Here is a 15,895-nt window from a genome sequence, read left to right as displayed (position 1 = left end):
ACCTCACGATGTCGGAAGGTTTCCGTATTTGCCGGCCAGCGGCCGGCACTACCGGGCTTTATTCTTCCTCTTCCGGCACATCCTGCGGGTTCAGCGTCTTGCTCTCGCGCTTCGGCGCGGTGAACGGCGTCGGCGTCGGTACGCCCTGCGGGCTGTTGCCGTAGATCATCCGGGCGCCGGCATTCAATCCACCGCCGGCAATTTCAAGCTCGAAGCGCTCGGCATCGCGGCGGCGGATCTGTTCGGCAATCTCGATCGCGTCGTCCTCATCCGCCCCCAGCTCCACCAGCGCAGCCTGGCCGAACAGCACCGCCGATTCAAACGTCTCGCGGATCTGGAAATCGACACCGGCATGTATCAACCGCAGCGAATGCTCGCGGTCGAACGAGCGCACCATCAGCTTGGCCTGCGGGAATTCATGCGCCACCAGTTCCACGATGCGGTCGGCGGCCTCGGCCTTGTCCACGCACACCGCAATCGCACGCGCGGTCGCGGCGCCCGAGGCATGCAGCACATCCAGACGCGTGCCGTCGCCGTAGTAGATCTTGAAGCCGAAGCGCGCCGCGCTCTGGATCATCTCCACATCGTTGTCGATGATGGTCACGTCCACGTCGCGCGCCAGCAGCGACTGGCTGGCGACCTGGCCGAAGCGGCCGAAGCCGATCAGCAGTACGCTGCCGGACAGGCCGTCGGCCTCGTCCACGCCGTCCATGTTCACCGTCGGCTTCGGCGCGATGCGCTTGTAGACCAGCACCACCAGCGGGGTCAGCGCCATCGACAGCACCACCACGGCGGTGAAGTTGGCATTGATCTCCATGTTGATCACGCCGGCCGAAGCCGCAGCCGAGAACAGCACGAAGGCGAACTCGCCGCCCTGCGCCATCAGCACGCCGCGGTCCAGCGCCTGCGCGTGGTCGCTGCCCATCACGCGCGCCACCACGTAGATGCACAGCGCCTTGGCTGCCATCAACGCCAGCACCAGCCCGAGGATCAGCTGCCAGTGCACGGCCACCACGCCCAGGTCCAGCGCCATGCCCACGCTGAGGAAGAACAGGCCGAGCAGGATGCCGCGGAACGGTTCGATGTCCGCCTCGATCTGGTGGCGGAAGGTCGACTCGCTCAGCAGCACGCCGGCCAGGAACGCGCCCATCGCCATCGACAGGCCGGAAAGCTGCATCAGCAGCGCCGCACCCAGCACCACCAGCAGCGCGGCGGCGGTCATCACTTCGCGCGCCTTCGATTCGGCCAGCACGCGGAACAGCGGATTGAGCAGGAAGCGGCCGACCAGCACCAGGCCGACGATGGCACCGACGCCGATCGCCACCGACAGCCAGCGCGAGCCTTCGCCATCGGCACTGCCCGCGCTCGGGCCCATCCAGGCCACCAGCGCCAGCAGCGGCACGATCAACAGGTCTTCGAACAGCAGGATGGAGACGATCTTCTGCCCCGACGGCAGCGCGATGTCACCGCGCTCGGCCAGCAGCTGCATCACCACCGCGGTGGAGGTCAGCACGAAGCCGGTGGCGCCGATGAAGGCCACCTGCCAGGGCAACCCAAACAGCTTGGCGATGCTGGTCAGCACCACCGCACAGGTGACGATCTGCAGCGTGCCCAGCCCGAAGATTTCCTTGCGCAGGCTCCACAGGTGCGAGGGCCGCATCTCCAGGCCGATCACGAACAGGAACATCACCACGCCGAGCTCGGCGGTATGCAGGATGGCCTGCGGGTCGGAGAACCAGCCCAGCCCGAACGGTCCGATCGCCAGGCCGGCGGCGAAGTAGCCCAGCACCGAGCCCAGGCCGGCCCGGCGGAACAAAGGCACCATCACCACCGCCGCGCCCAACAGGGCCACGACCTTGACCAGCTCGCTGGTCGCTGCTTCTACCGCCATGCGGTGTTTTCCCCAAGATCCAGAATCGGGTTCAACAATAGAGCAATGCCGATGACGGCAATAGCACGCATGTTGCGCCGGATTGTCTTGGAGGTGGAACGATGCAGGGAGTGACCCCCGACATCATCCCGAAACCGTGCATAGGCTTGGGTGGGCCCCATGACCTGTAGCCGAGCCCATGCTCGGCTGCTCTTCGTACCGAGGCCAGAAGCAGCCGAGCATGGGCTCGGCTCTACAGTAGATCCACGCCATGCGTGGATGACGCCCAGCCGTCATGCCCCGGTAGATCCACGCCATGCGTGGATGACGCCCGGCCGTCATGCCCCGGTAGATCCACGCCATGCGTGGATGACGCACAGCCGTCATGCCCCGGTAGATCCACGCCATGCGTGGATGACGCCCGGCCGTCATGTCCCGGTAGATCCACGCCATGCGTGGATGACGCTCGGCCGGGCTCACCCACCCCGGCAGAACGCGGCGTAATCGATGTACCCCGGGAACGGCACGCCCGGCGCGCACACCGGGCAGTGCGGGTCGGGCCGGATGCCGGTCTCGCGGAAGCGCATGCCCAGCGCATCAAAGCGCAGCAGCCGGCCAACCAGCGGCTCACCGATGCCCAGCAGCAGCTTCAGCACCTCGGTAGCCTGCAGCACACCGGCCAGGCCGGGCAGCACCCCCAGCACGCCCGCCTCGGAGCAGTTCGGCGCGAATTCCGGCGGCGGCGGCTCGGGGAACAGGCAGCGGTAGCACGGCGCCACGCCACGCTGGCGGCCAGCATCGAACACGCTCACCTGGCCGTCGAAGCGCTCGATGGCGGCATAGACCATGGGTTTCGCGTGATTGATGCAGGCGTCGTTGAGCAGGTAACGCAGCGGGAAGTTGTCCGAGCCGTCCAGCACCACGTCCACGCCGTCCAGCAGGCGATCAACGTTATCGGAGGTCACCCGCTCGGGTACGGCCTCGACATCAATGGACGGATTCAGCGCAAGCAACCGCTCGCGCGCGGAATCGACCTTGAGCTGGCCGACACTGGCTTCGGTATGCACGATCTGCCGGTGCAGGTTGCTGCGCTCCACCCGGTCGTGGTCGGCAAAACGCAGGTGCCCTACCCCGGCGGCGGCCAGGTAGAAGCCGGCCGGCGCCCCCAGACCACCGGCGCCCAGCACCAGCACGCGCGATTGCTGCAGGCGGCGCTGGCCCGCCTCGCCCACCTGCGGCAGCAACAGGTGGCGCGAATAGCGGTCGTAGAAATCGCGGTCGGCCGCATCCAGCAGGGGCTGCACCAGTGGCAGCGCCTGCTCGCGCCAGGCCACGGTGCCACCGGCCACCGAAGCGACATTGGAATAGCCCGCGTCCTGCAGCGCCTGCGCGGCGTCCGCCGAGCGCTTGCCGCTCTGGCAGATCAGCAGGATTTCCTGGTCCACGCCCGGCAGGTGCGCGGCCGGGTCGGCCAGCAGCGCATCCTTGGCCACACCGCGCGCGCCCTCGGCCATGCCACCGGCGCGCTCATGCGCCTGGCGCACATCGATCAGCACCGCACCATGGGCCACGCGTGCCCGTGCCTGTTCCGGGGAAAGCTCTGGAATACTCATGGCCGCATTATCACGCACGTGGCGACCGCCCGCCTTGACCGATATCTGCCGGTACGGGGTAGTGCCGGCCGCWGGCCGGCATCGTCATGAACGCATCAGACCGCGCGAGGTGGCCGGCCAGCGGCCGGCACTACCGCGGAAAGATTCCCACGCTTGACGGGATCCGGCCTGCGCACCACGCTCGGGTGCGTGACCTCGCCAATGCGCTACCTTCAGACCCAACGCCTCGCGCTTCAGCCTTTCTCTGCCGCTGACGCGAACGAGGTCCATGCAGCCATCACCCCGACCCTGACCCGTTTCATGGCATTTGATCCGCCAGAATCCGCCCAGGCATTCGAAGCCATCTGGCGCGAGTGGATCCGCCGTATCGACGAGGGCTCCGAATACACCTTCGTGGTGCGCGAGCGGCAGGCGGGCAGCTTCATCGGCATCGCCGCCGTGCACGAGGCACAGACGCGCGAACCCGAACTGGGCATCTGGATAGGCGAGCACGAACACGGCAAGGGCTACGGGCGCGACGCGGTGGCTGCGGCCATGCAGTGGTGTTCGGCGCAGTGTTCGCCAGAGGCGTTCCGGTATCCGGTGGCGGTGGAGAATCTGGCCAGCCGGCGGATAGCAGAGGGTCTGGGAGGGGTGGTTGTCAGGACCGAGCAGGCCGCCAAGTACCTGCAGGTCGTATACCGGATTCCTGCCGCACTGGGGTCAGAGCCCCTTTTCGGTGGAAAAGGGATCTGACCCCGGTCTACGAACGCGCCAGGCGGCGCGAGGTTGCCGGCCAGCGGCCGGCACTACCCAGCGCGAACGAAAAAGGCGGCCCTGCGGCCGCCTTCTTCTGCATCACTTGCCCTTGACGTGCTTCATCAAGCGCCGCTTGGCCTTGATCTGCCGCTCGGTGAGGACGTTCTTCTTGCCCTCGTACGGGTTGGCACCCTCGCGGAAGATGAAGCTCACCGGCGTGCCGATCAGCTTGAAGCGCTTGCGGAAGAAGTTCTCCAGGTAGCGCTTGTACGATTCCTGCAGCTCCTTCAGGCGGGTGCCGTGCACGATGAAGGTCGGCGGATTGGCGCCGGCCGGGTGCACGTAGCGCAGCTTGGAGACATGGCCGCGGATGGTCGGCGGCGGATTGGTCTCGTAGGCCACTTCCAGCGCCTTGTTCACTTCGCTGGTGGTGAAGGTCTTGTTCGCCGACTCGTGCGCGCGGTGCACGGCACGGAACAACTCGCGCAGGCCCGAGCCATGCTTGGCCGAGATGCGCACGGACTCGGCCCACGGCACGAAGCCCAGCTTCAGCGACAGCATGGTTTCGGCCTGCTCGCGCTGGTACTCGGTCAGGCCATCCCACTTGTTGATGGCAATGACCAGCGCGCGGCCGGCATCGAGCACGGCACCGAGCACGGTGGCGTCCTGGTCGGTCACGCCTTCGGTGGCGTCCAGCATCAGCACGGCCACCTGGCACTGCTCGATCGACTGCATGGTCTTGACCACCGAGAACTTCTCGACGACTTCGTCCACGCGCGAACGACGGCGCAGGCCGGCGGTATCGATCAGGCGGTACTCGCGGCCGTCGCGCTCCAGGTCCACTGCGATCGAGTCGCGGGTGGTGCCCGGCACGTCGGAGGCGATCATGCGCTCCTCGCCGAGGATGCGGTTGACCAGGGTCGACTTGCCCACGTTCGGGCGGCCGACGAAGGCGATGCGGATGCGGTTCGGATCGTTGTCCAGCTCTTCGCCACTGCCTTCTTCCGGCAGGCGCTGGATCACTTCGTCCAGCAGGTCGTCCAGACCCTGGCGATGCGCGGCCGAGACGGTCAGCATCTCACCGAAGCCGTAACGGGCAAACTCCGAACGCACGCTGTCCTCGTCGGTGCCGTCGATCTTGTTGATCAGCAGCAGCGTCGGACGCGACAGCTTGCGCAGCCAGGCCAGGATCTCGTCGTCCAGCGCCGAGGTGCCCTCGCGGGCGTCGACGACGAACAGGATCAGATCGGCTTCGGCCGCGGCAGCCCGGGCCTGGCGCGTGGTAGCGCCCGCCAGGCCTTCGTCTTCCCCGGCGATACCGCCGGTATCCACGACGAGGAAATGGTTGTCCTCGTCGAGGCGGCAGACGCCGTAGTTGCGGTCACGGGTAACGCCGGGCTGGTCATGGACCAGCGCGTCGCGGGTGCGCGTAAGCGCATTGAAAATAGTCGACTTGCCGACATTCGGCCGTCCAACCAGGGCGACCAAAGGCAGCATCGCGATTACTCCAATTTTTAATTTGCCAACCGGAAGGCGGTCAGCTTGCCATCCACGTTCTGCACCAGCAGCACCCCGTCGACGACGACCGGCTGAGCCAGCAGGGCGTCACCGCCGCTCTTCGCCCGTGCCGCCATCGCACCATCGGAGGTCTTCAACCAGTGCACGTATCCCTTGTAGTCGCCGACGACCACGTAATCACCGTGCAGCGCCGGGCCGGTCAGCGAACGACGCGCCAGCTCGGTCTGCGACCACATGGCAGCGCCGGTCGCCTTGTCCAGGCCGAACACGCCACCCTTGTTGTCGGTGACGAACACATTGCCCGACGACACCGCCACGCCACCCGCACCGCCATGGTCACGCGCCCACAGCGGGCGACCGGTCGGGCCTTCGATGGCCATGGTCTGGTTCTTGAAGCTGCTCACGAAGAGGGTGTTGCCCTCCAGCACCGGGGCACCGTCGACGTCAGCCATGCGGTCCAGCTCGGTACGGCCTTCGCCGTTGCCAAGGTTCTGTTCCCACAGGGTACGCCCATCCTGCATGGCCATCGCGGCAACCGCGCCTTCGTCCTTGCCGATGAACAGCACGCCCGGGCCGGTGACCACCGGCGCGTTGCCGCGCACGGTCAGCGCCGGCAGTTCGCTCGGGTTGAACCACTTCTGGGTGCCGTTGCCGGCATCGAAGGCGGTGACGCGGCCGTCGTTGCTGCGCACGAACACCAGGCCCTGGGCCACGGCCGGCGCGGCAATGACCTCACCCGGAACGCGGGCGCGCCACTTCTCGCTGCCATCGTTGATGTCCAGGGCGATGACCTGGCCATCAAGCGTGCCGATCACGACCAGGTTCTCACCGACACCCGGGCCGCCGGACAGGCGCAGCTTCGGCTTCTTCTTTTCCTTCTGCGGCTCCCAGGTCCAGACCTTCTTGCCGGTCTGCAGGTCGATGGCGTGCACGCCACCGGTGATCGCCGCGGCGAACACATGGCCGTTGGCCACGGCCGGGCCCTGGCGCACGCCGATGCGGCGCTCGCCCTTGCCGAGGTTGACCGACCAGGCCTTGTTGACCTTGACGCTCGGCTCGAACTTGACCAGCTCAGCCGGCTCCTGGGCCTTCTTTGCTGCCGCGTCCTTGCCGGCGAACCAGCCCTTCATGGTGCTGCAGCCGGTCAGGGCCATGCCCATCAGGAGCACGGTGGCGACGCGGGTGATCATGACCTTCTGACTCATCAAACCGACTCCGCAGGGGCGGCGACCGTGCCGCCGGCATCCATAACCTTGGTTTCCAGCAGGCGCCGCTGCGGCGCTGCCACGTCCAGCGACTTCAGCGCCTTCTCGTACTGTGCGCGGGCGTCGTCGCGCTTGCCCTGCGCCAGCAGCGCGTCGCCATGGATTTCCAGGCTGCTGCTGTCGGTGGCGCTGCCCAGCAGCTTGATCGCCTCGTCACTCTTGCCGGTGGCCACCAGCAGGCGGGCCACACGCTGGTCGACCACGCGCTGCAGGTCACCTTCGACCTTCACGGCGCGCAGGGTGGCCAGCGCTTCTTCATTCTTGCCGGCGTCGACCTGGGCCTTGGCCAGCTGCAGCGCCGCGAGGTCGCCATAGATGCTGGACGGGCCGGCTTCGAGCGCCTTCACTGCCTTGGCGGCGTCGTCGAGCTTGTTCTGCTGAAGGCCAACCAGCGCCTTCTGGTACTCGACATTGGCCGAGGCCAGCTTGCCGCCCTGATCCTTCTGGTACCACTGCCAGCCGGCAATGGCACCGATCGCGATGGCTACGCCACCGAGGATGCTGGCGCCATTCTTCCGCAGCCAGCTGCGGACGCGTTCACTTTGTTCGTGCTCGTCGAGCAGATCGTCGATCGCCATGCGTACTCTCGCCCCGCCCGTCGGGAGGGACCATTGGGTTTAATCGAAGGTGGTGAAACCGCGCCTCAGTGCGAAACCGGGACTACGGAGCCTTCAGAGGATACCTGAAAGCGTGCCACGTTGGCTCGCTGGTAGGGGGTCAGATCGACGATAGCGCCGTTCTGCTGAACCTGGACCGCCGAGGCGTTGCCCAGGGTCACCCGGGTCACCTGGCCCGGCGTGAAGCTGCGGCTCTCGCCGGACTTGATCAGCGCCTTCTCGACGGTGGCGCCGTCCGGACCACCGATATCGACCCAGCTGTCGCCACTGAACTGCATTTCCAGCGTATTGGCAGCCGCCGGCGCAGCGGGTGCCGACCGCGGCACCGGGGACAGAGAAGCGACATACGGAGTTGCCGCCGGCTTGCTGGCCGGGGCACTTGCGACTTCAACCGGGGCCGCCGGTTCGACACCCGCAGCGGACGGGGCCACCGGCACAGCGGCCGGGATCGCGTCCAGCGAGGCGGTGTTCGGCGACGGCGTGGTACTGCCATCGAAATGGCCGCGGGTGGCGAACCACACCGGCACGGCCAGCACGGCGGTGATGCCGACGTACAGCACGCGGCGGCCGAGATTCTCGGCGATGCGGCGCGCACGCGGGGTATGGGTATGGCTGACCAGGGTGGGCGGCACCACCGGACCCACCTGGGCCTGTTCGAGCAGCTGGCTCACATCGACATCAAGCAGGCGCGCGTAGCTGCGCAGCTGGCCGCGCACGAATACGGGTGCGCCCAGCTTCTGCCACTGCTCTTCTTCCAGCGACTTGACCACCTGGACCGGCATGCGCAGGCGCGAGCCGACATCCTCAAGGGTCAGTCCGGCCGCTTCACGGGCCTGGCGCAGGCGGGTGCCGCAGCCGGCCGCAGTCTCGAGAGCGCTCACAGTCTGGTCATCAATCACAATGCATCAACCCTGGAGTTAGGAGCCCGCTTCCTGCGGAAATTCCTGTCGAATCCGCTGGAGATAGCGGTCAGATGCCGCTCTATCCCCCAGCCGCGCTTCGATTTGAGACGCAAGTTGTAACACGGAACGCGTTGCGGGTGCAGCCGCAATCCTACGTTCGGCGAAGGCCCGGGCCTCCATGTAGCGGCCCTGGCGGAAGCTGAGCTGGGCCATGGCCTCCAATGCGACCGGGTTGCCGGGCAGTGTCGCCAGCGCCGCGCGCAGGTCGCGCTCGGCACGCTCGAACTGGCCTGCATCCAGCGCACAGCTGCCGGCATTGGCCTGTGCTTCGGCTACGGCGGGATTGCCCGGCGCCCGCTGGGCACGATCGAACCAGATCAGCGATTCGGCCGCCTGGCCCTGCTGGCAGAGCCACGCACCATAGTTGTTGAGCACGTCGCCGCGTTGCGGCGCCAGCTCGGCAGCCTTGCGGAAGTTCTCGCCGGCCTGCTGGCTGCGACCGCGGCGCTCGTCGATGCCCGCAAGCAGGACCAGGCCGTCGGGGGCCGTCGGCACCAGCTTCTGGGCCTCGCGCGCCTTGCGCTCGGCAGCATCGAGATTACCGCCCTGGATGTCGCGGCCAGCCAGGGTCAGCAACTCCTGCCAGCGCACCTGCTGCCGCACCCCTTCCGGGTCACGGACGGAGTAGACCGGCGCCTCGCTCGGGCCAAGCTTGGCCCTGGGATGGGATTTGCAGCCGCCGACCGCAAGGGCCAGCGTGCCTGCGAGCAGAACCAGCCAGAGGCGGTCAGGCCGCGGCATCGCTCCCCTTCCCCGCCTGCAGCGTCTTGTTGAATTCCGCCTGGCGGCGGGTGCGGTCCATCACCTGGCCCTTGAGCTGGCCACAGGCGGCGTCGATGTCGTCGCCACGGGTGCGGCGGACCATGGTCAGCACGTTGCTGTCGAGCAGGATCTTCTGGAAGGCGCGGATGTGCGCTTCTTCCGAACGCTCGTAGCGGGTGCCGGGGAACGGGTTGAACGGAATCAGGTTGACCTTGCCCGAATCCTTGGCCTGCACCGCGTTGTCGAACTGGCGCATCAGGCGGGCCAGCTCGCGGGCATGCTCGGGCTTGTCGTTGATGCCCTTCATCAGGGTGTATTCGAAGGTGACCGATTCGCGGCGCTTGTTGGCGCGCAGGTAGCGTGCGCACGAGGCCATCAGCTCGGCGATCGGGTACTTCTTGTTGAGCGGCACCAGGGTCTCGCGCAGCGCGTCGTTCGGCGCATGCAGCGACACCGCCAGCGACACGTCGCTTTCGGCAGACAGGCGGTCGATCTGCGGCACCAGGCCGGAGGTGGACAGGGTCACGCGCTTGTTGGCCAGGCCGTAGCCCAGGTCGTCGCGCATCACGCTCATGGCGCGCACGACGTTGTCGAAATTCATCAGCGGCTCGCCCATGCCCATCATCACCACGTTGGTGAGGCGGCGCATCTGGTGCGGCACGTTGCCCAGGTGGCGTGCGGCAACCCACACCTGGCCGATGATCTCGGCGGTGGTCAGGTTGCGGTTGAAGCCCTGGGTGGCGGTGGAGCAGAACGTGCAGTTCAGGCCGCAACCGACCTGCGAGGACACGCACAGCGTGCCGCGGGTCTTGTCGGGGATGTACACGGTCTCGATGGCGTTCTTGCCATCCACGCCCATCGCCAGCAGCCACTTGTGGGTGCCGTCGGCGGAGGGCTTGTCGAACACGATGTTCGGAACCAGCACCTCGGCATGGGCCTGCAGCTTGGCGCGCAGGACCTTGCCGAGGTCGGTCATTTCATCGAAATCGGTGACGTAGCGATGGTGGATCCACTTCATCACCTGATGGGCACGGAACTTCTTCTCGCCGAGGACCTCGACGAAAAACTTCTCCAGGCCCGCGCGATCGAGGTCGAGCAGGTTCTGCTTGCCAGCCGTGGGTGCCGACTTCGGCAGCGGCTGGATGGCGGGGGACTGTACGACCTCGTTCACGGCATTACTCTCAGCGCGAAACGACTTCGGTGGCGGCGAAGAAGTAGGCGATTTCAATCGCGGCATTCTCGACCGAGTCCGAGCCGTGGGCGGCGTTGGCATCGATGGATTCGGCGAAGTCGGCGCGGATGGTGCCCGCAGCGGCTTCCTTCGGGTTGGTGGCGCCCAGCAGGTCGCGGTGGGCCAGGACGGCGTTCTCGCCTTCCAGGGCCTGGATCATCACCGGGCCGGAGATCATGAATTCGACCAGCGCGTTGAAGAACGGACGCTCGCGGTGCACGGCGTAGAAGCCTTCGGCTTCACGGCGCGACAGCTGCTTGTACTTGGCGGCCACGACCTTCAGGCCGGCCTTCTCGAAGCGGGCGTAGATTTCGCCGATGACGTTCTTGGCAACGGCGTCCGGCTTGATGATCGAAAGGGTGCGCTCCAGCGCCATGGGATGTCTCCAATGGAATCGGGCCGCTGATGGCCCGAAGGGTAACATGAAAAAAACCCGCGTCGGGACGCGGGCTTAGCCTGATAAACGTAGGCGAATTGTAAAAGATAAAGCGGCAGGGTGGTAGTGCCGGCCGCTGGCCGGCAGCGAGTACGCCCGGGCCTGTCGGGATTTGCCGGCCAGCGGCCGGCACTACCACCCCACCCCATTCACCCACCTGAGCAGATTCTGACCGCCGCGGGCATTTTTGCTGCACTGCAAAATGCCATACGGTACCGTCTGGTTCTAGTATCAAACAATCGTTTGATTAAGGTCCGCCCACCGATGGCCAAGCCCGCCCACTTCTCGACCAAGGACCGGATCCTCGGTGCCGCCGAGGAGCTGTTCGCCCAGCACGGCTTCGCCGGCACCTCGCTGCGCCAGGTGACCAGCCAGGCCGACGTCAACATCGCTGCGGTCAACTACCACTTCGGTTCCAAGGAAAACCTGGTCAACGAGGTGTTCCGCCGCCGCATGGACGAGATGACCGGCGCCCGCCTGTCACAGCTCGAGCGCGCCCGTGCGGAGCATCCAGGCGAACTGCGCCCGGTGCTGGCCGCCTTCGTCGAACCGGCGCTGGCGCTGGCCCAGGATCGCCAGAACGGCGGCGCCTTCGTGCGCGTGATCGCCCGCGCCTATGCCGAGAAGAACGACAACCTGCGCAAGTTCCTGTCCGACCACTACGGCCACGTGCTGCGTGCGTTCGGCAAGGCCATCGGCGAATGCGTGCCGGACCTGAGCAAGGAGGAGCTGTACTGGCGCCTCGACTTCCTGGCCGGCTCGCTCACCTACGCCATGGCCGACTTCGGGCTGATCAAGCGTCCCGCCGGTGTCACCGAAGCGGCGCATCGTGCCCATGCCGCCCACGAACTGATCCATTTCGCCGAAGCCGGGTTCCGCGCCGCCGCACGCGCCAGCGCCCTGCCCGCTTCCCTTTGATTCCACCCAGTAACTGCTGACCAACAAAGGCCCTACACCATGTCCAATTCCCTGCTAGTCCGCCGCGCCGCCGTGCTGGGTGCCGGCGTCATGGGTGCCCAGATCGCCGCCCACCTCACCAACGCTGGCGTCGACACCGTGCTGTTCGACCTGCCCGCCAAGGAAGGCCCGGCCGACGGCATCGTGCTGAAGGCGATCGCCAACCTGGGCAAGCTGAGCCCGGCGCCGCTGGCCAGCAAGTCGCTGGCCGAAGCCATCACCCCGGCCAACTACGAATCCGGGCTGGAGCAGCTGAAGGACTGCGACCTGATCATCGAGGCCATCGCCGAGCGCATGGACTGGAAGCAGGACCTGTACAAGAAGATCGCCCCGTTCGTGGCCGACCACGCAGTGCTGGCCTCCAACACCTCGGGCCTGGGCATCAACAAGCTGGCCGACGTGCTGCCCGAGCAGCTGCGCCACCGCTTCTGCGGCGTGCACTTCTTCAACCCGCCGCGCTACATGCACCTGGCCGAGCTGATCCCGGCCACCACCACCGATGCCGCCGTGCTGGAAGGCCTGGAAGAATTCCTGGTCACCACCCTGGGCAAGGGCGTGGTGTACGCCAAGGACACCCCGAACTTCATCGGCAACCGCATCGGCGTGTTCTCGATCCTGTCCACCATCCACCACACCCAGCAGTTCGGCCTGGGCTTCGATGAAGTGGACGGCCTGACCGGCCCGCTGGTCGGCCGCCCGAAGTCGGCCACCTACCGCACTTCCGACGTGGTTGGCCTGGACACCATGGCCCACGTCATCAAGACCATGGGCGACACCCTGCCCAATGACCCGTGGCATGAGTTCTTCAAGTCGCCGAAGTGGCTGGACGCGCTGATCGCCAAGGGCGCGCTGGGCCAGAAGACCGGCGCCGGCATCTTCCGCAAGGTCGGCAAGGACATCGTGGTGCTGGACCTGGAAAAGCAGGACTACCGTCCGGCTGACCGCACCGCCGCACCGGAAGTGGTCGAGATCCTGAAGATCAGGAACCCGGCCGAGAAGTTCGCCAAGCTGCGCGAGAGCCAGCACCCGCAGGCGCAGTTCCTGTGGGCGACCTTCCGTGACCTGTTCCACTACAGCGCCTACCACCTGGCCGACATCGCCGAGACCGCGCGCGACGTCGACCTGGCCATCCGCTGGGGCTACGGCTGGTCGCTGGGCCCGTTCGAAACCTGGCAGGCCGCGGGCTGGAAGCAGGTGGCACAGTGGATCGCCGATGACATCGTCGCCGGCAAGAGCATGAGCAACGCCCCGCTGCCGGATTGGGTCTTCGATGGCCGCGACGGCGTGCACGCCGCCGAAGGCAGCTACAGCCCGTCGCGCAACGCCAAGCTGCCGCGCTCGTCGCTGCCGGTGTACCAGCGCCAGCGCTTCCCCGATCCGCTCCTGGGCGAGCAGTTCGCACCGGGCGAGACCGTGTTCGAGAACGACGGCCTGCGCATGTGGCACGACGGTGATGGCATCGCCGTGGTCAGCTTCAAGACCAAGATGAACACCGTGTCCGACCAGGTGCTGGACGGCCTGCAGGAATGCGTCAGCCGCGCCGAGAAGGATTTCCAGGGCCTGGTGATCTGGCAGCAGAAGGAGCCCTTCTCCGCCGGTGCCGACCTGGCCGGCGCGCTCGGCCTGCTGCAGGCCGGCAAGGTCGACCAGTTCGAAGAGATGGTCGCCAACTTCCAGCGCACCAGCCAGCGCATCAAGTACTCGCTGGTGCCGGTGGTGGCAGCGGTGCGCGGCCTGGCCCTGGGTGGCGGCTGCGAGTTCCAGATGCACAGCGCCAAGACCGTGGCCTTCCTGGAAAGCTACATCGGCCTGGTCGAGGCCGGCGTCGGCCTGCTGCCGGCCGGTGGCGGCCTGAAGGAACTGGCCGTGCGTGCCTCGCAGGCGGCGGGCCCGGGCGGTGACGTGTTCGCCGAACTGAAGAAGACCTTCGAGACCGTGGCGATGGCCAAGGTGTCCAACTCGGCGGTCAACGCCAAGGAGCTGGGCCTGCTGCGCAGCACCGACAAGGTGGTGTTCAACAGCTACGAGGCACTGCACATCGCCAAGGCCGAAGCGCGCGCCCTGGCCGAAGCCGGTTACCGTCCGCCGCTGCCGGCACGCCGCATCCAGGTGGCCGGTGACGTGGGCATCGCCACCTTCAAGATGATGCTGGTCAACATGCTGGAAGGCCGTTTCATCAGCCCGTACGACTACGAGATCGCCGAGCGCATTGCCACCGTGCTGTGCGGCGGCAAGGTCGACCGCGGCACCCTGGTGGACGAAGAGTGGCTGCTGACCCTGGAGCGCAAGCACTTCGTCGAACTGGCCCAGCAGGAAAAGACCCAGGCCCGCATCGCGCACATGCTGAAGACCGGCAAGCCACTGCGTAACTGATTGATGGCGGGTGCCGGCCCCAGGCCGGCACTCCTCTGCCTCTGGTGGGTGCCGACCGTTGGTCGCACTCCTCTGCCTCTGGTAGGTGCCGACCGCTGGTCGGCACTCCGGCTGAAAAACTCAAGAGATCACTGCAATGACCAAGCAAATCCAGGACGCCTACATCGTCGCCGCCACCCGTACCCCGGTTGGCAAGGCGCCCAAGGGCATGTTCCGCAACACCCGCCCCGATGACATGCTTGCGCACGTGCTGCGCAGCGTCGTCGCACAGGCCCCGGGCGTGGACGTCAACCGCATCGATGATGCGATCATCGGCTGTGCCATGCCAGAAGCCGAGCAGGGCATGAACGTGGCGCGCATCGGCGTGCTGCTGGCTGGCCTGCCGAACACCATCGCCGCGCAGACCGTGAACCGCTTCTGCTCCTCCGGCCTTCAGGCCGTGGCGCAGGCCGCCGACGCGATCCGCCTGGGCAATGCCGACCTGATGCTGGCCGGTGGCACCGAGTCGATGTCGATGGTGCCGATGATGGGCAACAAGATCGCGATGGCACCGAGCGTGTTCGACAACGACCATGTCGCCATCGCCTACGGCATGGGCATCACCGCCGAGAAGGTGGCCGAAGAGTGGAAGGTCTCGCGCGAAGAACAGGACGCCTTCGCCCTGGCCTCGCACCAGAAGGCCATGGCCGCGATCCAGAACGGCGAGTTCAAGGACGAGATCAGCCCGTACGAGATCGTCTCGCACCAGCCGGACCTGGCTGATGGCAAGCGCATCATCACCCGCAACAAGGTGGCCGACACCGACGAAGGCCCGCGCCCGGACTCCTCCGCAGAAGGCCTGGCCAAGCTGCGCCCGGTGTTCCGCAACGGCCAGTTCGGCGGCACCGTCACCGCCGGCAACTCCTCGCAGATGAGCGACGGTGCAGGCGCGGTGCTGCTGGCGTCGGAGCAGGCGATCAAGGATTACGGCCTGACCCCGCTGGCCCGCTTCGTCAGCTTCTCGGTGGCCGGCGTGCGCCCGGAAGTGATGGGCATCGGCCCGATCGCCGCGATCCCGAAGGCGCTGAAGCAGGCCGGCCTGACCCAGGACCAGCTGGACTGGATCGAGCTCAACGAAGCCTTCGCCGCGCAGTCGCTGGCGGTGATCCGCGATTGCGGCCTGGACCCGAGCAAGGTCAACCCGCTGGGCGGCGCGATCGCCCTGGGCCACCCGCTGGGTGCGACCGGCGCGATCCGTACCGCCACCCTGCTGCACGGCCTGCGTCGTCGCCAGCAGAAGTACGGCATGGTGACGATGTGCATCGGCACCGGCATGGGCGCGGCGGGTATTTTTGAGGCGCTGTAAGGTTCAAAGCGTTGCCGGTCGGGATGTCGGCTTACTGCAGGGCCCGGGTGGGTGAGACTGCCCGGGACACGCCGCAAGTACATCCCTGTAGCAACTGTGTTGCCGGAGGGGCTCAGGTTCCTCCGGCAGATAGGCACGGTAGTGCCGGCCGCWGGCCGGCAGCCTCTTGGAGCGCGCGCAGGCTGGCTTCAGGCGGGGATCGATCCGC

At 66.8% G+C, this 15,895-nt stretch carries 13 protein-coding genes; 4 read left to right on the top strand and 9 right to left on the bottom strand.

Features of this window, described 5'->3' with window-relative positions; all coding sequences use genetic code 11:
- Positions 1–58: 58 nt before the first annotated feature.
- A complete protein-coding gene (locus tag D7T59_RS20495; protein WP_180853452.1) occupies positions 59–1,891 on the bottom strand; it encodes a monovalent cation:proton antiporter-2 (CPA2) family protein in 1,833 nt (610 codons plus the stop codon).
- Between the two features lie 455 nt (positions 1,892–2,346).
- On the bottom strand, positions 2,347–3,483 hold the full coding sequence (gene moeB / locus D7T59_RS20490; protein WP_180853453.1) for a molybdopterin-synthase adenylyltransferase MoeB: 1,137 nt from the start codon (positions 3,481–3,483) through the stop codon (positions 2,347–2,349).
- A gap of 153 nt (positions 3,484–3,636) precedes the next feature.
- Between moeB and D7T59_RS20485 the strand changes: the two genes are divergently transcribed.
- Positions 3,637–4,218, top strand: a complete 582-nt coding sequence (locus D7T59_RS20485; RefSeq protein WP_239506961.1) for a GNAT family N-acetyltransferase — start codon at positions 3,637–3,639, stop codon at positions 4,216–4,218.
- Between the two features lie 102 nt (positions 4,219–4,320).
- On the opposite strand, the gene der is transcribed toward D7T59_RS20485, so the two are convergent.
- From der to ndk, 7 genes are all read right to left on the bottom strand, one after another.
- A complete protein-coding gene (gene der, locus D7T59_RS20480) occupies positions 4,321–5,718 on the bottom strand; it encodes a ribosome biogenesis GTPase Der (RefSeq protein WP_106549640.1) in 1,398 nt (465 codons plus the stop codon).
- A 17-nt stretch (positions 5,719–5,735) separates the two neighbouring features.
- On the bottom strand, positions 5,736–6,944 hold the full coding sequence (bamB, locus tag D7T59_RS20475) for an outer membrane protein assembly factor BamB (protein WP_106549641.1): 1,209 nt from the start codon (positions 6,942–6,944) through the stop codon (positions 5,736–5,738).
- Complete coding sequence (locus D7T59_RS20470) at positions 6,944–7,582, bottom strand: YfgM family protein (protein WP_043884373.1); 639 nt, start codon at positions 7,580–7,582, stop codon at positions 6,944–6,946. The genes bamB and D7T59_RS20470 overlap by 1 nt, the downstream gene beginning before the upstream one ends.
- Before the next feature lie 65 nt (positions 7,583–7,647).
- Entirely contained in the window at positions 7,648–8,520 is an 873-nt protein-coding gene (locus D7T59_RS20465) for a RodZ domain-containing protein (RefSeq protein WP_180853454.1), read from the bottom strand.
- Between the two features lie 18 nt (positions 8,521–8,538).
- Positions 8,539–9,324, bottom strand: a complete 786-nt coding sequence (locus D7T59_RS20460; RefSeq protein ID WP_180853455.1) for a tetratricopeptide repeat protein — start codon at positions 9,322–9,324, stop codon at positions 8,539–8,541.
- Positions 9,311–10,516: a dual-specificity RNA methyltransferase RlmN gene (gene rlmN, locus D7T59_RS20455; protein WP_005409296.1), complete on the bottom strand. Its 1,206-nt coding sequence runs from the start codon at positions 10,514–10,516 to the stop codon at positions 9,311–9,313. Before rlmN ends, D7T59_RS20460 begins: the two co-directional genes overlap by 14 nt.
- Before the next feature lie 10 nt (positions 10,517–10,526).
- Positions 10,527–10,952 (bottom strand): nucleoside-diphosphate kinase, encoded by a 426-nt coding sequence (gene ndk / locus D7T59_RS20450; protein WP_008265389.1) that lies wholly within the window; start codon positions 10,950–10,952, stop codon positions 10,527–10,529.
- A gap of 324 nt (positions 10,953–11,276) precedes the next feature.
- Here ndk and D7T59_RS20445 point away from each other — a divergent pair, with 324 nt between their 5' ends.
- From D7T59_RS20445 to D7T59_RS20435, 3 genes are all read left to right on the top strand, one after another.
- Positions 11,277–11,930 carry a TetR/AcrR family transcriptional regulator gene (locus D7T59_RS20445; RefSeq protein ID WP_005409294.1) on the top strand — a complete coding sequence of 218 codons (654 nt, stop codon included), beginning with the start codon at positions 11,277–11,279 and terminating at the stop codon, positions 11,928–11,930.
- Positions 11,931–11,969: 39 nt separating this feature from the next.
- A complete protein-coding gene (locus D7T59_RS20440; RefSeq protein WP_180853456.1) occupies positions 11,970–14,342 on the top strand; it encodes a 3-hydroxyacyl-CoA dehydrogenase/enoyl-CoA hydratase family protein in 2,373 nt (790 codons plus the stop codon).
- A gap of 136 nt (positions 14,343–14,478) precedes the next feature.
- A complete protein-coding gene (locus D7T59_RS20435) occupies positions 14,479–15,687 on the top strand; it encodes an acetyl-CoA C-acyltransferase (RefSeq protein ID WP_164139230.1) in 1,209 nt (402 codons plus the stop codon).
- The last annotated feature ends 208 nt before the right edge of the window (positions 15,688–15,895 follow it).

This window comes from Stenotrophomonas maltophilia (assembly GCF_013464915.1).
Lineage (GTDB): Bacteria > Pseudomonadota > Gammaproteobacteria > Xanthomonadales > Xanthomonadaceae > Stenotrophomonas > Stenotrophomonas maltophilia_AT.
The sequence above is the reverse complement of the archived record's forward strand: the minus strand, read 5'-3'. Positions and strand labels throughout refer to the sequence as shown.